Genomic DNA, 18,942 nt, shown 5'->3' with positions numbered 1-18,942 from the left:
ATGCCCGATCCGGTGCGCGCGATGATCGAAGCGGCGATCGCCACGGGAGAACCCGCCACGGTGGATGCGGTGGCGGGCGTGGCGCGCGCGACCTATCCCGATGCAGCGGCGGAGATTGACGCCATGCTCGCGCAATCGGCGCAGCCTGATGTGGCCCTGCCTGCCCAAGCGGCGCCACCGGCCGAACGGGTCGAGGCCGGCGCGCCGGATTCGCCGCAACTGGCGGACGCCGCACTTGCCCCGGCGCGCCGCCCTGGCTTTTTTGACAATTGGGGAGGGCGGGGCGAAATAGGTGGGTTCAAGGCGGGGGGCAATTCACCGGCAACAGGCCTCACCGGACAATTAAACCTGCGGCGGCAGGGCACCGACTGGCGGCACAATCTGCGCCTCGCCGCCGATTACCGCCGATCGCGCGGGCGGAGCGAGCGGGAGCAGTTTTCTGCCGCTTACGAACCGCAATACCAGATCGACGACGGCTTTTTCGCCTATGCGCTGGCGCAGTTTGAGCGCAACCGGTTCCAGGGCTTTGCGGGGCGCTATGCGGTATCGGGAGGGCTGGGTTACCGCGTGCTCAACAGAGGTGAGGCCACGCTGGATGTGAAGGCAGGGCCAGCCTGGCGGCGCACCGAATTGCTTACCGGCCTTGCCGAAAACAGCATAGCTGGCCTGATCGGGTTCGATTTCGACTGGGCGATCACCGACCGGTTGAAACTGACTCAGGACGCCAATGCCGTCGCCGAAGCGGGCGGGCGGGCGGTGGCCTTCATCGGCAGCAACAACACCACGTTGCAATTGGTATCGGGCGTGGAAAGCAAATTCAGCGAACGGTTGACGGGGCGCTTTTCCTACACCATCGAATATGACAGCAGTCCGGCAGCCAATGCCGTTTCCACCGATACGCAAAGCCGGTTCACCCTCGTCTACAATTTCTGATGCCTGACATCCCGGACAAACCTCGCTTCGCCTTCCGCGTGAAGGCCACGGACGGGCTTGCGCGCACGGGCGAGATCGTCATGCGCCGCGGCACTATTCGCACGCCCGCCTTCATGCCGGTGGGCACGGCAGCCACGGTGAAGGCGATGAAGCCCGAAAGCGTGCGCGCGCTGGGTGCGGATATCATTCTGGGCAACACCTACCACCTGATGCTGCGCCCCGGCGCGGAGCGGGTGGCGCGGCTTGGCGGCCTGCACACATTCATGAACTGGCACCGCCCGATCCTGACCGACAGCGGCGGATATCAGGTGATGAGTCTCGCCTCGCTGCGCAAGCTGACCGAGGAGGGCGTGGCCTTCCGCAGCCATATCGACGGGTCGAGACATCTGCTGACGCCTGAACGCAGCATGGAAATTCAGCGCCTGCTGGGCAGCGATATCGTGATGGCGTTCGACGAATGCCCCCGCGCCGACCGCCCGCGGGACGAGATCGCCGCCAGCATGGAACTCTCGATGCGCTGGGCGCGCCGCAGCCGCGATGGTTTCGACAGCGGCGGTGAGCACGCGGAACGCAGCGCGCTGTTCGGCATTCAGCAAGGCGCGCTGGACGCAGATCTGCGCCGCATTTCCGCGCAAAAGCTCACCGAAATCGGGTTTGATGGCTACGCCATTGGCGGGCTTGCCGTGGGCGAGGGGCAGGAGGCGATGTTCGCCACGCTCGATTTCGCGCCCGGAATGCTGCCTGCGGATCGTCCGCGATACCTGATGGGCGTGGGCAAGCCCGATGATCTGGTGGGCGCGGTGGAGCGCGGGGTCGATATGTTCGATTGCGTGCTGCCCACCAGGTCGGGCCGCAACGGGCAGGGCTTTACCTGGAAAGGGCCCGTAAACCTGCGCAATGCGCGCCATGCGGAAGATACCGGCCCGCTGGACGAGCGTTGCGCCTGCCCTACGTGCACCAGCTATTCGCGCGCCTATCTCCACCATCTGCACAAATCGGGCGAGATTCTGGGTGCCATGCTGCTGACTGAACACAATCTGTGGTTCTATCAGGCGCTGATGCAGGCCATGCGCGAGGCGATTGCCGAGAGGCGGTTTGCGGGCTTTGCGCGGGATTTCCGGCGCGATTATCTGGGCTGAGTCAGGGAACGCAATTTAACCGCTTGTTATTAAATGAGCCGGATGTTCCACCTCCGGCCCGCTTTGGCGTGGCATCATTTCCACCTTGGGGGTGATAATGCTGAACGCCCGCGAATGCGCAGCGTTGATTGAGCAGCATCTGGCATTCTACCTTGCCCTTCATGAGGGGAGGCGGAGGCCAAAGACGGCAGCGCAAAGACGTTTCATTGATGTGGCAAGAGGGATTGCCGAGCCATCGACTGTGCACGAATATGCCTATGTCTGGTATCTGACAAATCTCGGCAAAGCGCCGCGAAAGCCGACCTCGCTCCTGCCTGCTTGGGTCCGATCGGACTCCACCACTATCAACCAGCGCCTTGACGATGCCGAGCGGAATATGCGGGGCTGGCGACCGTGGCATTGACGGAATCCTGCATCCGAAAATCACCCGTCAAACGAAAAGGGCGGCCCCAGCGGAGCCGCCCTTTCGTATCGGAATAACCCGAAAGCCTTAGCGCGAGTAGAACTCCACCACCAGGTTCGGTTCCATCGTCACCGGATAGGGCACATCTTCCAGCTTGGGCACGCGGGTGAACGTCACCTTGTCGGTGCCATCGACCGAGACGTAATCGGGGATATCGCGTTCCGGAAGGCTCTGCGCCTCGATCACCAGTGCCATGGTCTTGGCCTTGTCGCCCAGGCTGATCACATCGCCCACATTCACGCGGCGGCTGGCGATGTTGCACTTCACGCCGTTCACATAGATGTGGCCGTGCGATACGATCTGGCGCGCGGCGAAGATCGTCGGCGCGAACTTGGCGCGGTACACCACCATGTCGAGGCGGCGTTCGAGCAGGCCGATCAGGTTCTGGCTGGCGTCGCCCTTCATGGCGGTCGCTTCTTCGTAAGTGCGGCGGAACTGCTTTTCCGTCACATCGCCGTAATAGCCCTTCAGCTTCTGCTTGGCGCGCAGCTGCAGGCCGAAATCGCTCATCTTGCCCTTGCGGCGCTGGCCGTGCTGGCCGGGGCCATAGGCGCGCTTGTTCACCGGGGAATTCGGACGGCCCCAGATATTTTCGCCCATGCGGCGGTCGAGCTTGTGCTTGGCGCTGGTGCGCTTCGTCATATGTCTTCTCCAATCTGCATCGCCACCCCAGCGGTGACGCTTCAACCCGGTCTTGCACCATGGGGTTCGCCCATGCGGCCGCCGCTTCACCGGGATGCGGGGCCAATCGAAGGCGCGCTTTCAAGCGCCCCTGATCGAAGTGAGCCGCGCGCATAGCAGGATGGGCGCGAAGGTCAAGCGCGCGGGCGTGTGCGCGCGAAAGCGTCAGCTGCGGTCGGGCTTGCCCAGATAATTGAGCACCCCGCGCAATGTGCGCACTTCCAGATGGTTCCATGCAGGCTTGGTCAGCAGGGATCGCAGGGTGCGGCGCGTCGCCTCGGCACGGGCCTGGGGGCGGAAATAGCCCTTGGGTTCGAGCAGTTCCTCGAAATGGCCGATCAGACCGTCCAGCTCCTCCTGCGGGGCGGGAGGCAGCAGGTCTTCTTCGGTGGGCTGGACAAGGCCCGTCTGCCCCTTCGACCATTCATAGGCGACAAGGATCACCGCCTGCGCCAGATTGAGCGAGCCGAATTCCGGATTGATCGGCACGGTCAGGATGGTGCGGGCGAGCGCCACATCCTCGGTTTCCAGCCCCGAACGCTCCGGCCCGAACAGGATCGCGCTGCGACCCGGTGCTGCATGGATTTCGCGCGCGGCTTCCTCGGCATTGACGACCGGTTTGGTCACGCCGCGCTTGCGAACCGTGGTGGCATAGACGTGCGCGCAATCGGCCACCGCCTCGGCCACGCTGGCAAACACCTGTGCCCGTTCCAGCACCACATCCGCGCCCGATGCGGCAGGCCCGGCGGCGGGGTTGGGCCAGCCGTCGCGCGGGGAGACGAGGCGCATCTCGGTAAGGCCGAAATTGAGCATGGCACGCGCGGCCTTGCCGATATTCTCGCCCAGTTGCGGGCGCACCAGCACGATAACGGGCGGCTCAGTCGGTTCCGGCATCGCGCACCTGGCTGGCAAATTCCTCGAAATCGCGCGCTTCGCTGAAATCGCGGTAAACCGATGCGAAGCGGATATAGGCGACCGAATCGATTTGCCTGAGGCCGTCCATCACCATTTCGCCAATGCGGGACGACGGCACCTCGCCATCGCCCGCAGTTTCAACCTGCCGTTGGATCCCGGAGACGAGCTGGTCGATCCGCTCCTGCTCGATCCCGCGCTTGCGGCAGGCAAGGCTGACCGATTGTTCGATCTTGGCCCGGTCGAAAGCCTCCCGCTTGCCGCCACTCTTGACCACCAGCACATCGCGCAGTTGCACGCGTTCAAAGGTGGTGAAACGCCCGCCGCAGCTTTCGCACTGGCGGCGCCGGCGGATCGCGGTGTTGTCCTCTGTGGGCCGCGAATCCTTTACCTGGCTGTCATCATGGGCACAAAACGGGCAACGCATCAGGCAGTTACGGCCTGATCCGCTTGTAAAGCATGAATCCCGCGCCCGCGACGAGGCCTATTGGCCAGCTGACCACAGGCAGCAGTGCCGCCGCTACTGCGCCCACCGCCGCGCCGGTCAGCACCGGCTTGGTGGAAGGGTGGGCCAACCCTTCGCGGCCCATATCTTTCACCTCGGCAATGGCATCCACCAATATGCGGCGGTCGATGGGTTTGTCGGGATCATTCATCGCCGATTACCTCCCCGGATAGACCGGAAACGCCGCGCACAGATCCTGCACCTGGCGGCGCACGCGCTCTTCCACCTGCGCGTCGCCTTCTTCGCCGTTGCGGCTCATCCCGTCAATCACCTCTGCGATAAGCTGGCCGACCTTGCGGAACTCCGCCGGGCCAAAGCCGCGCGTCGTGCCTGCGGGCGTGCCGAGGCGGACGCCGGAGGTGACGAAAGGGGAGGCCGGATCGAAGGGAATGGCGTTCTTGTTGCAGGTAAGGAAAGCGCGATCGAGGCCCTTCTCGGCCGCCTTGCCGGTGACATTCTTGGGTGTCAGATCAACCAGCATCAGATGGTTGTCCGTGCCACCCGAGACGATGTTGACGCCGCTTTCGGCAAGGCTGGCTGCCAGCGCCTTGGCATTCTCCACGATCGAGGCGGCATAGGTCTTGAATTCCGGGCGCAGCGCTTCGGCAAAGGCAACCGCCTTGGCCGCCACGATATGCATCAGCGGGCCGCCCTGCATTCCGGGGAACACCGCCATGTTGAGCGGCTTGCTTAGCGCCTCGTCATTCCACAGGATGATGCCGGAGCGGGGCCCGCGCAAGGACTTGTGCGTGGTGCTGGTCACGATGTGGGCGTGGGGGAAGGGGTTGGGATGCGCGCCGCCCGCCACCAGGCCGGAAAAGTGCGACATATCGGCCAGCAGGTAAGCGCCCACTTCGTCCGCAATCTCGCGGAAAGCGGCGAAATCCCACTGGCGCGGATAGGCGGTGGCACCCGAAATGATCAGCTTGGGCCTGTGCTTGTGCGCCAGTTCGCGCACCTGGTCGATGTCGATCCGGCTGTCTTCGCGGCGCACGCCATAAGGCACGGCCTTGAACCACTTGCCGCTCATATTGACCGGGCTGCCATGCGTCAGATGCCCGCCGCTGGCCAGATCAAGGCCGAGGAAGGTATCGCCCGGATTGAGCAGCGCGAGGAACACCGCCTGGTTCATCTGGCTGCCCGAATTGGGCTGCACATTGGCGAAATTGCAGCCGAACAGCTTCTTCGCGCGTTCGATCGCCAGCAGTTCCACCTCGTCGGCATAGTCGCAGCCGCCATAATAGCGCTTGCCCGGATAGCCTTCGGCATATTTGTTAGTGAACACGCTGCCGGTCGCCTGCATCACCGCCGGGCTGGCGATGTTTTCGGATGCGATCAGCTCGATCCGGTCGCGCTGGCGGCCCAGTTCGCGGCCGATGATGGCAAACACTTCGGGATCGGCATCGGCCAGATCATCGTGCCAGAAACGGGATACGGCATCGTTGTGGGCGGGGCTGGCGACAGTGGACATCAGGCAATTTCCTGCGAGTGGGAGGTGAATGGCGGGTTTGCCAGTTTTTCGACGCGCTGTTGATGGCGGCCGCCGGAAAACTCCGCGACAAGGAAGGTCTGCAAGCACGTGCGCGCCATGTCCGGCCCGATCAGGCGTGCGCCCATGGCAATCACATTGGCATCATTATGCTCACGCGCCAGCGCAGCGGAATATGGATCATTGACCAGTGCGCAGCGTGCGCCGGGATGGCGGTTGACCGCAATGGAAATGCCGATGCCCGATCCGCACAGCACCACCCCGCGCTCTGCCCGGCCGCTGGCAACGGCATCGGCCAGCTTGTAGCCGTAATCGGGGTAATCGACGCGGTCCGCGCTGTCCGGCCCCAGATCAATCACCTCGTGCCCCCAATCGGCCAAGTCCTGCGCGAGCTGGGCTTTCAGGTCGAATGCGGCGTGGTCCGAGGCGATGGCGATCTTCATGCCCGCGCACATAGTGCCTTGCGGCCCGGCTTGCCACCGCAAAAGGCCCGGAATCCCCGAAAAGGGCAGAGAAAATGCCTTTCACGCCGCCAAGCATGGCTATAGCGTGGCGTGCATGATGACCGAAGCCGATTATCACCGCTATCTCGCCGCCTTCAACGCGCGCGATTACGCCGCAATGGAAAGCTTCTTTGCCGATGATTTCGTGCTGGAAAATGCGGGTTTTGCCGTGCGCGGCAAGGAGGCATTCCGCGCCTTCTACGCCTTCTTCCACGAATATTGCGCCGAAGAAGTGACGTTCCGCGAATTCTTCCCCGGCAGACAAGGCTTTGTCGCCCATGTGGTCATCCGCTTTACCGGACTTAAGGACTTGTCGCCCAAGGTGCTGGCGGACAAGGGCTATTCGGGGATGAGCGTGGTGCCCAAGGGTGTGAGCGTGGAGGTGGAATTCTACATCCATTACCTGCTGAACGAGGCGGGGCTGATCCGTTACATCAAGGGCGCGGTGTGGGTGCCGGAGAGCCGGTAACGCCGCCCGCGCACCGCACGGCGGAGGACTGGCTGGCGCGCATCTTTGCCGATGCTGCGCCGCGCCGCTTTGGCACGGGGTGGATAAGCGGTGTCCTGGCGGTGGGGCTTGGCCTGCTGGCGGTGTTTGCCGTGCTGTGCCTGCATTTTCCGCAATATTTGACCTTGCCCGAATTGCGCAGCCTCTATCCGCTGCCCTTGGTGCGACTGGCGATTGATGGGGCGATTCTGCTGGTGCTGGTTCTGGCGGGGCTGTCCCTACTGCTGCGGCGGAAGAAAGCGCTGGGGCTGGCCGGGCTGGCGCTGGCGATGGTGGCTCTGGCGCTGGGCGGGGGAGGGGCGGAACTGGGCGATGGCAGCCGCACCAGTCTCTATCTGGGGCTGGATTGGTTCGTGCTGGGAACAATCAGCACCGCGGCGCTGTTCGTGCCGCTGGAGCGCGCCTTTGCCCTGCGCCGGAACCAAGGCCCTTTCCGCAAAGGCTGGCTGACCGATGCGCAATATTTCTTCCTCGCCCATGCGCTGGTGCAATTGCTGAGCGTGCTGGTGGTTGCTCCGGTGGTATATTTCGCCGCGATGATCGCGCATCCGGGCGTGCAGGGCGCGGTGCAGGCGCTGCCGTGGCTGGTGCAGTTTGCGCTGTGCGTTCTGCTGGCTGACCTCGCGCAATACTGGGTGCATCGCGCCTTCCATGCCGTGCCGCTGCTGTGGCGGTTCCACAAGGTGCATCACAGCGTGGAGGTGATGGATTGGCTGGCCGGATCGCGGCTGCATCTGGTCGATGTGATCGCCACGCGCGGGCTGGTGCTGCTGGCGCTGGTGCTGGCGGGTTTTGCCCAGAGCGCGGTCTATGCCTATCTCGCACTGGTGAGTTTCCAAGCGGTGTTCATCCACGCCAATTTGGCCCCGCGTTCAGGCTGGCTGGAGCGGTGGATCGCCATGCCGCGCTTCCACCACTGGCACCACGGGATCGAGGCGGAGGCGCGCGATGTGAACTTTGCCGTGCATTTGCCGGTGATCGACCGCGTGTTCGGCACCTATCATATGCCGCAAGACCGTTGGCCGAACGGGTATGGTCTGGCAGAGGAACGCGCGCCGGAAGGGTGGCTGCGACAATTGGTGTGGCCGCTGCGCAAGCCGACATGAAAAACCCCGCCGGAGCGGGGTCTTTCGGCAATTACTGATCGAGGAACGAGCGCATCTTGCGTGACCGGCTGGGGTGCTTGAGCTTGCGCAACGCCTTCGCCTCGATCTGCCGGATGCGTTCGCGGGTGACCGAGAACTGCTGGCCGACTTCTTCCAGCGTGTGATCGGTGTTCATGCCGATGCCAAAGCGCATCCGCAGCACGCGTTCCTCGCGCGGGGTGAGGCTAGCCAGCACGCGGGTGACCGTTTCGCGCAGGTTTGCCTGAATCGCCGCATCCACCGGGATGACGGCGTTCTTGTCCTCGATGAAATCGCCCAGATGGCTGTCTTCCTCGTCCCCGATCGGGGTTTCGAGGCTGATCGGCTCCTTGGCGATTTTCATCACCTTGCGCACCTTTTCCAGTGGCATGGAAAGGCGTTCGGCCATTTCCTCCGGCGTCGGCTCGCGGCCCTGTTCGTGCAGGAACTGGCGGCTTGTGCGCACCAGCTTGTTGATCGTCTCGATCATGTGCACCGGGATACGGATGGTGCGCGCCTGATCCGCGATGGAGCGGGTGATCGCCTGCCGGATCCACCATGTGGCATAAGTGCTGAACTTGTAGCCGCGGCGGTATTCGAACTTGTCGACCGCCTTCATCAGGCCGATATTGCCTTCCTGAATAAGATCAAGGAATTGCAGGCCGCGATTGGTGTATTTCTTGGCGATGGAAATTACCAGGCGCAGATTGGCCTCGACCATTTCCTTCTTGGCAATGCGCGCCTCACGCTCGCCCTTCTGCACCATGTTCACGATGCGGCGGAATTCGTTGAGGCTCATGCCCGTGGCGCTGGCGATGTCCGCGATTTCGGCGCGGATGCGCTCCACCCCGTCGGCTTCCTTCTCGGCAAAGGCGGCCCACTTCTTGTCCTTCTTTGCCATGGTGGCGAGCCAGGCTTCGTCCAGCTCATTGCCGACATAGCTGTCAAGGAAATCGGCGCGCTTCACCTTGTGCCGTTCGGCCAGGCGCAGCATCTGCCCGCCAAGGGCAGTCAGCCGGCGGTTGAAGGCATAGAGATTGTCGACCAGATATTCGATCTTGCTGGCGTGGAACTGCACGCTTTCGACCTCGGCGGTCAGCTGTTCGCGCAGTTCTTCGTATTTGTTTTCCTTGGCCTTGGGGAACTCGTCCCCACGGCCCAGAACCTCGACGCGTTCAGCCTGAAGCTTCTCGAACTTCTTGAACAGGTCGGTGATGCGGGCAAAGCGCTCCAGCGCCTCGGGCTTCAATGCGGCTTCCATCTGGGCGAGGGACATGGTGTTGTCTTCCTCGTCATCCTCCTCGCGGCGGCGGGTGACCGGCTCTCCGTCCTCGTCGAGCTCCTCTTCCGGCTCTTCCTCTTCCTCTTCCTCGCGGATAGTGGGGCCGGCAGTCGCTTCGGAGATTTCGCCGTCGTCGTCATCGTCCTCGGCGCCTTCCTCCATCTTGTCGACGGGCGGCTCCTTGGACAGCATGGCGTCAAGATCGAGGATCTCGCGCAGCTGCATCTCGCCATTGTTCAGCGCTTCGGACCACATGATGATGGCGTGGAAGGTGATCGGGCTTTCACACAGGCCCATGATCATGGTGTCGCGCCCGGCCTCGATCCGCTTGGCGATGGCAATTTCGCCTTCGCGGCTCAGCAGTTCGACTGCGCCCATTTCGCGCAAGTACATCCGCACCGGGTCATCAGTGCGTTCGCCCGCGCCGACGGTGCGCTTCTTCTCGGGGACGTTCTTGTCCTCGCCGTCGTCCTCGCCCGAATCATCATCGGCGGCCGCATCCTCGGCGGATTCTTCGCCCTCTTCCTCGGCAGCATCCTCGTCGCTTTCGACGATCTGCACGCCCATTTCGGAAATCGCGGTCTGGATGTCCTCGATCTGGTCGGGGCTCATCTGATCCGAAGGCAGCGCATCGTTCAGCTCATCATAAGTGATGTAACCACGGCGCCGCGCCTTGGAGATCAGCTTCTTGATGGAAGCTTCGTTAAGGTCGATCAGCGGTGCATCATCGGTCTGGGTGCTGGTGTCTTCGGCCGCCATCTGGCTTTCAATCCGTTTCCTTGTCACCGTGGGAATTGTGTGCGTCCCCGGCAATATGTCCCTTGCTTTCTGCCGCAGGGGCAGAGGCGCGTTTGCGTGCCATTTGCCCGATACGCTCCTCAATTTCCAGCTTTCGTTTGCGCAAGCGTTGCTGCTCGGCAAAAGCGCCTTCGGGATCGGAGTCAAACCGGGCCGTGGCTGCGGCTATTGCGTCTTCCAGCTCGGGTTTTTCCACGAGCAGGGCAATCGCTTCGGCCAGGTCCTCTCGCGCGTCGTCCGGATCGGAGCCTTCGCCAAGGAAGGTGAAACGGGTGTTATCCGGCGGCGGCGGCAGGATGCCTGCCGGCGATATGGGCGCGCCTGCGCCAGCTTCAAGCCCTTCGGCGGCCTGGAGCAGCAAATCCACCACCGGCGCGGTTTCCGGAACACTGATCGACAGGCGCAGCAGGTGTTCGGCATGACGCTCGATCTGGTCGGGATAGCGCGCAAGACCGCCCAGCACTGCCTGCGCCAGCGCATCGCGGAACGCGCCGCGCGTGCCCCCGCGCGTCATCTGGCGCAGCCGCGCGGTCATCTCGGGCGATTGGACGGGGGTGGAAGGCTTGCCGCCCTTGCCCTGCCAGCGGGCCGGCATGGCGCTTCGCGCCTCGCGCGGGGGAAAGGCAAAGACCGAATAGCGTTCCAGCCATTCGCGCCGGTAGAGCGCCTTGATATCGGGATGCGCGATTCCATCGGCATGGGCCATCAGGCGCGCCTTCAGCCCTGCCTTGTCTTCCGGAGAGGCAAGCGGGGCGGCGTCGCGTTCCATTTGCCAGACCAGATCGAGCAGCGGCACGGGCGCGGCCAGCATTGCCTCCATGGCCTGCTTGCCCTGGCTTTTCACCACATCGTCGGGGTCCATGCCCGATGGAAGCTGCACGAATTGCAGCGAATGGCCGGGGCGCAGCAGGGGAAGCGCACGCAAGGCCGCCTTCATCGCCGCGCGCCGCCCGGCATTGTCGCCATCAAAACACAGCACCGGCTTGTCCACCAACCGCCACAGAAGCTCGATCTGCTGTTCGGTCAGCGCGGTGCCCATGGGGGCGACGGCATCGTCGATCCCCGCCGCCGCCAGCGCGATGACATCCATATAACCTTCGACCACCACCACGCGCCCGCTCTTGCGGCTCGCCGGCCCGGCGCGGTGGAGGTTGTAAAGCGTGCGGCCCTTGTCGAACAACGGCGTATCGGGGCTGTTGAGGTATTTCGCCACTCCATCCCGGTCTTCCAGCACGCGCCCGCCAAAGCCGATCACCCGCTCGCGCGCATCCTGAATGGGCAGCATCAACCGGCCCCGGAACCGGTCGTAGCTGGGCTTGCCTGCCCCGGACCGCGATCCGGGGTCGTCCACCTGGATCAGCAGGCCCGCTTCCACCAGCAGGCTTTCGTCAAACCGGGCAAGCGCGGTTTTCAGCGCGCTGCGGTCATCGGGTGCGAAGCCAAAGCCGAAACGCTCCACTGTGCGCGCGTTGAAGCCGCGCCGCTTGAGGTAATCGCGCGCCGCCTTGCCGGCAGGCGAGGCCAGCTGGGCCACGAACCATTGCTGTGCGGCCCCGCACACATCGTGCAGGCCAGCGCGCTGCTGCGCCGCCTGCGCCTCACGCGGGGAGGGGGCGGGCACTTCCATGCCCGCTTGCGCCGCCAGCTCCTTCACCGCATCCATGAAGGACAGGCCTTGGCTGTCGGTCATCCAGCTGATGACATCGCCATGCGCCTGGCAGCCGAAACAGTGGTAGAAGCCCTTCTGGTCGTTGACGGTGAAGCTGGGCGACTTTTCCTGATGGAAGGGGCAGCACGCCTTCCATTCGCGCCCCGCGCGCGTCAGCTTGACCGTGCGCATGATGACGGAGGACAGCGTCACCCGTGCGCGCAGTTCGTCCAGCCATTGGGGTGAAAGGGCCATGCGTTCCTATTGCCCACCCCCAGCCCCTCCCGCAAGCGGGAGAGGAGATTTGTGGCGCTCTCCCGCAAGCGGGAGGAGAGTCTTGTGGATTAGCTCAGCGCCGCTTTCACCAGACCGCTGGCCTTACTCATGTCGAGCTGCGCGCCGTGGCGGGCCTTCAGTTCGGCCATCACGCGCCCCATGTCCTTCACGCTTTGCGCGCCGATTTCGGCCTTGATCGCCAGAATCGCGGCGGTGGTCTGCTCGTCGCTCAGCGTCTGGGGCAGGAATTCCTCGATCACGGCGAGTTCGGCCTGTTCCTGTGCGGCCAGTTCGGCGCGGCCGCCCTGTTCGTACAAGGCAATCGATTCGCGGCGCTGTTTTGCCATCTTGCGCAGCACATCGACCACCAGATCATCGTCATTGTCGGGCGCTGTGCCGGTCCGCAGTTCAATGTCGCGGTCCTTGATCTTCGCGCCGATCAGGCGCAGCGCGGCGGTGCGGCCCTTGTCGCCTGCCTTCATGGCGGCCACGGTTTCGGTCTTGATCGTATCGCGAAGCATTTTCCTGCGTCTCTTTCCTGTGGATGGTTTCCCGCGCTGCCCTAGGGAAAGCGCGCGTATGTGGCAAATATAGTTCGCCCCCAGCCTTGACGCGAGGGGGGCGCGGCTATAGCGGCCACCTCTTAGCACGCATTATCGCATTATCTGCTCACGGGAGACCATCATGGCCTTTTCCGCGCCTTCGCACGCGCAACCTAAGGGGGCGACCGGCGTCCTGGTTCTGGCCGATGGCACGGTGGTATGGGGCAAGGGCTTTGGCGCCACCGGCAGTGCTGTTGGCGAGGTGTGCTTCAACACATCGATGACCGGCTATCAGGAAGTGATGACCGATCCCTCCTATGCCGCGCAGATCGTCACCTTCACCTTCCCGCATATCGGCAATGTCGGCACGAATGACGAGGATGTGGAAAGCGCGGTGGAAGGCGCGGTGGGCTGCGTGGTGCGCGAGGAAGTGACGCACAGCTCCAACTTCCGCTCCACCCGCGAATTTGCCGAATGGATGGCCGGTTACGGCAAGATCGGCCTTTCCGGCGTGGATACCCGCGCGCTGACGCGCCGCATCCGCCAGTCGGGGGCGCCCAATGCGGTGATCGCCCACGCGCCCGATGGCAAGTTCGACCTCGATGCCTTGCTCCAGCGCGCGCAGGAATGGCCGGGGCTGGAAGGCATGGACCTCGCCCAGCGCGTGACGCGCAAGGGGCAGGAAGGCTGGGAAGGCGGTTCTTGGCGCCTTGGCCACGGCTATGGCCGCGCCTCCCGCGATGCCAGACCGCACGTTGTCGCCATCGATTACGGCGCGAAGGACAATATCTTCCGCAATCTGGTGAAGGCCGGGGCGCGGGTGACGGTGGTTCCGGCCAAGACTTCGCTGGAGGAAATCCTGTCGCTCAAGCCCGATGGCGTGTTCCTGTCCAATGGCCCCGGCGATCCGGCGGCGACGGGGGAATATGCGGTGCCGGTAATTAAAGCACTGCTGGAACGCGATATGCCGCTGTTCGGCATCTGTCTCGGCCACCAGATGCTCGCGCTGGCGGCGGGCGCGAAGACGGTGAAGATGCACCAGGGCCACCGCGGTGCGAACCACCCGGTTCAGCGCGTTGGCGGCAATTGGGGCGCAACCGAGGGGCTGGTGGAAATCACATCCATGAACCACGGCTTTGCGGTGGATGCGGCGACCTTGCCCGAAGGCGTGGTGGAAACGCACCGCTCGCTGTTTGATGGGTCGAACTGCGGCATCGCGATCAGCGGCAAGCGCGCCTTCGGGGTGCAGTATCACCCGGAAGCAAGCCCCGGCCCGCAGGACAGCTTCTATCTGTTCGAGAAGTTTGTGGGGATGTTGGGGTGAACTTCGGGCAGCGCCTCTCAGGTAAACTCCCTTCCCCTTGGGGAAGGGTTGGGGATGGGGGCTTGGCGGTGATGGGGGAGGGCGTCATTTTGGGCGTGATGAACCTATCCCCAACCTTTTCCCTCAAAGGAAGGGGCTTTTCAGCATTGGTTTCGGGCGATGGCGATTTCATGCGCAATGACCTGCAACACCCCGTCAATGTTCCCCAGCACATCGCTGTTCCAGAAGCGGATCACGCGGTAGCCGTGGGCTTCAATGATTTGTGTTCGGCCCCCGTCGGCACAGCTTTCGGCGTGCTGCCCACCGTCCAGTTCAATGGCGATACGCAACCGGCGGCACGCGAAATCGACTATGAAGCCGCCAATCTGGCATTGCCGCGTGAATTTCACGCCGCAAAACTGGCTGGCGCACAAGTGCTGCCACAACAGTTTTTCCGCTTCTGTCGGGTTGTTGCGCAGTTCTCGCGCGAGGCTGGTCAGTCGCTTTTCCGCCATCGTGGTACCCCCATCCCCAACCCCTTCCCTGCAGGGAAGGGGCTTTCAGTAGCGAAGTTGAGCTAAATGCCCAAAAGAACTGACATCTCCTCGATCCTCGTCATTGGCGCTGGCCCGATCATCATCGGCCAGGCGTGCGAGTTCGATTATTCCGGCACGCAGGCGATCAAGGCGCTGAAGGAGGAGGGCTACCGCGTCATCCTCGTCAACTCCAACCCGGCCACGATCATGACCGATCCGGAGTTTGCCGACGCCACCTATATCGAGCCGATCACCCCCGATATCGTCGCCAAGATCATCGCCAAGGAACGGCCCGATGCGCTGCTGCCCACCATGGGCGGGCAGACCGCGCTCAACTGCGCGCTGAAGCTGGACGAGATGGGCGTGCTGGCCGAATACGGCGTGGAAATGATCGGGGCCAAGGCCGATGCGATCGACAAGGCCGAAAACCGCCAGCGCTTCCGCGAGGCGATGGACAAGATCGGCCTCGAAAGCGCGCGTTCGGGCGTCGCGAATACGGTGGAGGAAGCCTTTGCCGTGCTGGAACGCACGGGCCTGCCCGCCATCATCCGCCCCAGCTTCACCCTTGGCGGCACCGGCGGTGGCATTGCCTATAACCGCGCCGAATTCGAAGCGATTGTGCGCGGCGGGCTGGAAGCCAGCCCCACCACCGAAGTGCTGATCGAGGAATCGCTGCTGGGGTGGAAGGAATACGAGATGGAAGTCGTGCGCGACCGCGCCGACAATTGCATCATCATCTGCTCCATCGAAAATGTTGATCCGATGGGCGTCCACACGGGCGATTCCATCACCGTCGCACCCGCGCTCACGCTGACCGACAAGGAATACCAGATCATGCGCAACGCCAGCATCGCGGTGCTGCGCGAGATTGGCGTGGAAACCGGCGGGTCGAATGTGCAGTTCGCGGTCAACCCCCGGGATGGCCGCCTGATCGTGATCGAGATGAACCCGCGCGTCTCGCGCTCCTCGGCGCTGGCATCCAAGGCCACCGGCTTTCCCATTGCGCGCGTCGCGGCGAAGCTGGCGGTGGGTTATACGCTGGACGAGATTACCAACGAAATCACCGGCGCAACGCCGGCTTCGTTCGAGCCGACGATTGATTATGTCGTCACCAAGATCCCGCGCTTTGCCTTTGAAAAGTTCAAGGGGTCCAAGGCGGAACTGTCCACCGCGATGAAGAGCGTGGGCGAAGTGATGGCGATTGGCCGCAACTTCAAGGAATCCTTGCAAAAGGCGCTGCGGGGCCTCGAAACCGGCCTCGATGGCTTCAACCGCGTGCTCGAACTCGAAGGCGCGACGCGCGACGAGATTACCGCTGCGCTCTCTATTCGCGCGCCTGACCGGCTGCTCAAGGTCGGCCAGGCCTTCCGCGAAGGGTTCACTGTCGAGGAAATCAACGCGATCACGCATTACGATCCGTGGTTCCTGCGCCATATCTGTGAGATCATCGACGAGGAACGCAAGATCGGTGAAGACGGCCTGCCCGGCGATGCCGCCGGTCTGCGCCGCTTGAAGGCGATGGGCTTTTCGGACAAGCGGCTCGCCACGCTGGCGGTGCGCTCTGTCCATGTGGCGGGCGGGCTGGGCGAAACGCAGGCCAAGCGTTCAGGCCTGCTGCACGATGCCCTGCGCGCCATGGCGGGTGCCACATCGGAAGACGAAGTGCGCGAGCTGCGCGAGAAGCTGGGCGTGCTGCCCGTGTTCAAGCGGATCGACAGCTGCGCGGCGGAGTTCGAGGCGATCACGCCCTATATGTATTCCACCTATGAAGCGCCGTCCTTTGGCGAGCCGGAGAACGAGGCTGATCCGTCCGACCGCAAGAAGGTGGTGATTCTGGGCGGCGGGCCGAACCGCATCGGGCAGGGGATCGAGTTCGACTATTGCTGCGTCCATGCCTGTTTCGCGCTGGGCAGCGATGCCGACGGGCCGGGCTATGAAACGATCATGGTCAACTGCAACCCGGAAACCGTGTCGACCGATTACGACACCAGCGACCGTCTCTATTTCGAGCCGCTGACCGCCGAAGACGTGCTGGAAATCCTGCGCGTGGAAATGTCGAAGGGCACGCTCTTGGGCGTGATCGTGCAGTTTGGCGGGCAGACGCCGCTCAAGCTGGCGCAGGCCTTGCAGGAAGCGGGGGTGCCGATTCTGGGCACTTCGCCCGATGCCATCGACCTTGCCGAGGACCGCGAACGGTTTGCCAAGCTGGTCGACAAGCTGAAGCTGAAGCAGCCGATGAACGGCATTGCCCGCAGCCGCGACGAGGCGGCGGCGGTGGCCGCGCGCATCGGCTATCCGGTGCTGCTGCGCCCCTCCTATGTGCTGGGGGGCCGCGCGATGGAGATTGTCGACAGCGAGGCGCAGCTTGATGATTACATCGCCACGGCGGTGAATGTGTCGGGCGACAGCCCGGTGCTGGTGGACCAGTATCTGCGCGATGCCATCGAATGCGATGTTGATGCGCTGTGCGATGGCGACGATGTGGTGATCGCGGGCGTGATGCAGCATATCGAGGAAGCCGGGGTGCACTCCGGCGACAGCGCCTGCACCCTGCCACCTTACAGCCTGCCGGGCGAAATCGTGGCCGAGATGGAGCGGCAGGCCGATGCGCTGGCGCGTGGTCTGGGCGTGCGCGGGTTGATGAATGTGCAGTTTGCGGTGAAGGATGGCGAGGTCTACCTGATCGAGGTGAACCCGCGCGCCAGCCGCACCGTGCCTTTCGTGGCCAAGGCGATCGGCCAGCCGGTGGCGAAGATTGCCGCGCGCGTGATGGCGGGCGAGAAGCTGAACACCTTCCCGCCCTTCCGCCGCGAAATGCCCTATATGGCGGTGAAGGAAGCCGTATTCCCCTTTGCCCGCTTCCCCGGTTCCGACCCGGTGCTTACACCGGAAATGAAGAGCACGGGCGAAGTGATGGGAATCGATATGGATTTTGCCACCGCTTACACCAAGAGCCAGATTGCGGAAGGCACGATGCCCCCCGATGGCGGCACGCTGTTCGTCTCGGTCAAGGACAGCGACAAGGCGCTGATTCTCGATCCGGTGAAGAAGCTGGTGGCCTTTGGCTTTACCGTGGTGGCGACCGGCGGCACGGCCAAATATCTTGCCGAAGCGGGCATTCCGGTCACGCGGGTGAACAAGGTGGCCGAAGGGCGCCGGCATATCGTGGACATGATCGTGGACGGCGAGATCGCGCTGATCTTCAACACCACCGAAGGCTGGCAGAGCCACAAGGACAGCCAGTCCATCCGCGCCTCTGCGCTCACGGCCAAGGTGCCCTACTACACCACCGCCTCGGCAGCGGCCGCGGTGGCGCAGGCAATTGTCACGGTTCGGGCCGCTGATCTTGAAGTCCGCTCATTGCAGGACTATTATGCACTCTGACAAATAAATCCCCCTCTACAACAGAAGCCCGGCAGCCCGCCCGTTTGGGGCGGCAGGGCTTCTTTTGACGGGACGAAGCTGGAGACAGGGACCAGAATGGAACGTGTGCCGATGCTGGCGGAAGGCTATGAAATGCTGACTACCGCCCTAAATGCCCTTCGCCAGGAACGCCCGAAGATCGTGGAGGCGATCGAGGAAGCGCGCGCCCATGGCGATCTGTCGGAAAATGCCGAATACCATGCGGCAAAGGAGCGGCAGGGGCAGGTCGAAGCGCAGATTTCCGAACTGGAAGACCGCGTCAGCCGCGCGCAGATCATCGATCCCACCACGCTTTCGGGCGATCGGGTGGTGTTCGGCGCAACAGTCACCGTGCTGGACGAGGATGACAAGCCGCAGCGCTACCAGATTGTCGGCCAGGCGGAGAGCGACGCGAAGAAGGGCCGCATTTCCTATGACAGCCCGTTGGGCCGGGCGCTGATCGGCAAGAGCGTGGGCGACGAGGTGGAAGTGACGGTGCCTTCGGGCGAGAAGTTCTACCTGATCGAGAAGGTCGAGTTCATCTGACCTTTGGCAGCCATGCCTGAAAACACAAACCCCCGCTGTGATGGCGGGGGTTTTTGTTTGTGTCCGCGGTGGCGTGCCGGTCAATCCTTTGCCAGCGTCGGTTCCAGCAGGCGGTGCAGGTGGACGATGACATATTTCATCTCTGCATCGTCCACCGTGCGCTGCGCCCAGCTGCGCCACGCAGCCTCCGCCTCGGCATAGGAGGCGTAGAAGCCGACGACATGAATGTCCTTCAGATCCTGGAACTCGATCCCCTGGGTATCGACAACCTTGCCGCCCATGACGAGATGGAGGAGCTGTTGGGACATCAATGCAGCCTTTCGCGTGAGTGAAACCGGTTTCACCCGCTACT

19 protein-coding genes are annotated in these 18,942 nt (G+C 63.4%); 9 read left to right on the top strand and 10 right to left on the bottom strand.

The genetic code is table 11. The annotated features are described in order from the left end of the window. The 3 genes from WFP44_RS04190 to maoP all read left to right on the top strand — a co-directional run bounded on the left by WFP44_RS04190 (nucleotide 1) and on the right by maoP (nucleotide 2,475). Entirely contained in the window at nucleotides 1–933 is a 933-nt protein-coding gene (locus tag WFP44_RS04190) for a DUF481 domain-containing protein (RefSeq protein ID WP_336925125.1), read from the top strand. Then, a complete protein-coding gene (gene tgt / locus WFP44_RS04185) occupies nucleotides 933–2,072 on the top strand; it encodes a tRNA guanosine(34) transglycosylase Tgt (RefSeq protein ID WP_336925124.1) in 1,140 nt (379 codons plus the stop codon). Before WFP44_RS04190 ends, tgt begins: the two co-directional genes overlap by 1 nt. A gap of 97 nt (nucleotides 2,073–2,169) precedes the next feature. After that, nucleotides 2,170–2,475, top strand: coding sequence for a DUF413 domain-containing protein (gene maoP, locus WFP44_RS04180; RefSeq protein ID WP_336925123.1), 306 nt, complete (start codon nucleotides 2,170–2,172; stop codon nucleotides 2,473–2,475). Between the two features lie 87 nt (nucleotides 2,476–2,562). Here the strand turns inward: maoP and rpsD are convergent, their stop codons facing one another. From rpsD to rpiB, 6 genes are all read right to left on the bottom strand, one after another. Beyond that, nucleotides 2,563–3,177, bottom strand: a complete 615-nt coding sequence (gene rpsD / locus WFP44_RS04175; protein ID WP_336925122.1) for a 30S ribosomal protein S4 — start codon at nucleotides 3,175–3,177, stop codon at nucleotides 2,563–2,565. 204 nt (nucleotides 3,178–3,381) lie between these two features. Next, entirely contained in the window at nucleotides 3,382–4,110 is a 729-nt protein-coding gene (locus tag WFP44_RS04170) for an RNA methyltransferase (protein WP_336925121.1), read from the bottom strand. Next, nucleotides 4,094–4,555: a transcriptional regulator NrdR gene (nrdR, locus tag WFP44_RS04165; protein ID WP_336925120.1), complete on the bottom strand. Its 462-nt coding sequence runs from the start codon at nucleotides 4,553–4,555 to the stop codon at nucleotides 4,094–4,096. Before nrdR ends, WFP44_RS04170 begins: the two co-directional genes overlap by 17 nt. Before the next feature lie 7 nt (nucleotides 4,556–4,562). Next, nucleotides 4,563–4,784, bottom strand: coding sequence for a hypothetical protein (locus WFP44_RS04160; RefSeq protein ID WP_336925119.1), 222 nt, complete (start codon nucleotides 4,782–4,784; stop codon nucleotides 4,563–4,565). Nucleotides 4,785–4,790: 6 nt separating this feature from the next. Further along, complete coding sequence (gene glyA / locus WFP44_RS04155) at nucleotides 4,791–6,104, bottom strand: serine hydroxymethyltransferase (RefSeq protein WP_336925117.1); 1,314 nt, start codon at nucleotides 6,102–6,104, stop codon at nucleotides 4,791–4,793. Continuing rightward, entirely contained in the window at nucleotides 6,104–6,565 is a 462-nt protein-coding gene (gene rpiB / locus WFP44_RS04150; protein WP_336925116.1) for a ribose 5-phosphate isomerase B, read from the bottom strand. Before rpiB ends, glyA begins: the two co-directional genes overlap by 1 nt. Nucleotides 6,566–6,680: 115 nt before the next feature. Between rpiB and WFP44_RS04145 the strand changes: the two genes are divergently transcribed. Then, the gene (locus WFP44_RS04145) at nucleotides 6,681–7,094 is read left to right on the top strand and encodes a nuclear transport factor 2 family protein (protein WP_336925114.1); all 414 of its coding nucleotides are present in this window, start codon (nucleotides 6,681–6,683) and stop codon (nucleotides 7,092–7,094) included. Further along, on the top strand, nucleotides 7,073–8,239 hold the full coding sequence (locus WFP44_RS04140; RefSeq protein ID WP_336925113.1) for a sterol desaturase family protein: 1,167 nt from the start codon (nucleotides 7,073–7,075) through the stop codon (nucleotides 8,237–8,239). The genes WFP44_RS04145 and WFP44_RS04140 overlap by 22 nt, the downstream gene beginning before the upstream one ends. A gap of 31 nt (nucleotides 8,240–8,270) precedes the next feature. On the opposite strand, the gene rpoD is transcribed toward WFP44_RS04140, so the two are convergent. The 3 genes from rpoD to WFP44_RS04125 all read right to left on the bottom strand — a co-directional run bounded on the left by rpoD (nucleotide 8,271) and on the right by WFP44_RS04125 (nucleotide 12,782). Then, nucleotides 8,271–10,298, bottom strand: coding sequence for an RNA polymerase sigma factor RpoD (rpoD, locus tag WFP44_RS04135; protein WP_336925111.1), 2,028 nt, complete (start codon nucleotides 10,296–10,298; stop codon nucleotides 8,271–8,273). Between the two features lie 7 nt (nucleotides 10,299–10,305). Further along, on the bottom strand, nucleotides 10,306–12,240 hold the full coding sequence (gene dnaG, locus WFP44_RS04130) for a DNA primase (RefSeq protein ID WP_336925110.1): 1,935 nt from the start codon (nucleotides 12,238–12,240) through the stop codon (nucleotides 10,306–10,308). A gap of 89 nt (nucleotides 12,241–12,329) precedes the next feature. Further along, nucleotides 12,330–12,782, bottom strand: coding sequence for a GatB/YqeY domain-containing protein (locus WFP44_RS04125; protein WP_336925109.1), 453 nt, complete (start codon nucleotides 12,780–12,782; stop codon nucleotides 12,330–12,332). 163 nt (nucleotides 12,783–12,945) lie between these two features. Here WFP44_RS04125 and carA point away from each other — a divergent pair, with 163 nt between their 5' ends. From carA to greA, 4 genes are all read left to right on the top strand, one after another. Beyond that, nucleotides 12,946–14,127: a glutamine-hydrolyzing carbamoyl-phosphate synthase small subunit gene (gene carA / locus WFP44_RS04120; RefSeq protein ID WP_336925108.1), complete on the top strand. Its 1,182-nt coding sequence runs from the start codon at nucleotides 12,946–12,948 to the stop codon at nucleotides 14,125–14,127. 62 nt (nucleotides 14,128–14,189) lie between these two features. Continuing rightward, the gene (locus WFP44_RS15860; protein ID WP_452039000.1) at nucleotides 14,190–14,687 is read left to right on the top strand and encodes a hypothetical protein; all 498 of its coding nucleotides are present in this window, start codon (nucleotides 14,190–14,192) and stop codon (nucleotides 14,685–14,687) included. Beyond that, a complete protein-coding gene (gene carB, locus WFP44_RS04110) occupies nucleotides 14,688–18,026 on the top strand; it encodes a carbamoyl-phosphate synthase large subunit (RefSeq protein ID WP_336925105.1) in 3,339 nt (1,112 codons plus the stop codon). Between the two features lie 96 nt (nucleotides 18,027–18,122). Then, the gene (gene greA, locus WFP44_RS04105) at nucleotides 18,123–18,590 is read left to right on the top strand and encodes a transcription elongation factor GreA (protein ID WP_336925104.1); all 468 of its coding nucleotides are present in this window, start codon (nucleotides 18,123–18,125) and stop codon (nucleotides 18,588–18,590) included. A gap of 80 nt (nucleotides 18,591–18,670) precedes the next feature. On the opposite strand, the gene WFP44_RS04100 is transcribed toward greA, so the two are convergent. Continuing rightward, nucleotides 18,671–18,898 (bottom strand): DUF4170 domain-containing protein, encoded by a 228-nt coding sequence (locus tag WFP44_RS04100; protein WP_336925103.1) that lies wholly within the window; start codon nucleotides 18,896–18,898, stop codon nucleotides 18,671–18,673. Nucleotides 18,899–18,942: the final 44 nt, after the last annotated feature.

Origin of the sequence: Alteraurantiacibacter palmitatis (assembly GCF_037154115.1) — a bacterium.
GTDB classification, from domain to species: domain Bacteria; phylum Pseudomonadota; class Alphaproteobacteria; order Sphingomonadales; family Sphingomonadaceae; genus Alteraurantiacibacter; species Alteraurantiacibacter palmitatis.
The sequence above is the reverse complement of the archived record's forward strand: the minus strand, read 5'-3'. Positions and strand labels throughout refer to the sequence as shown.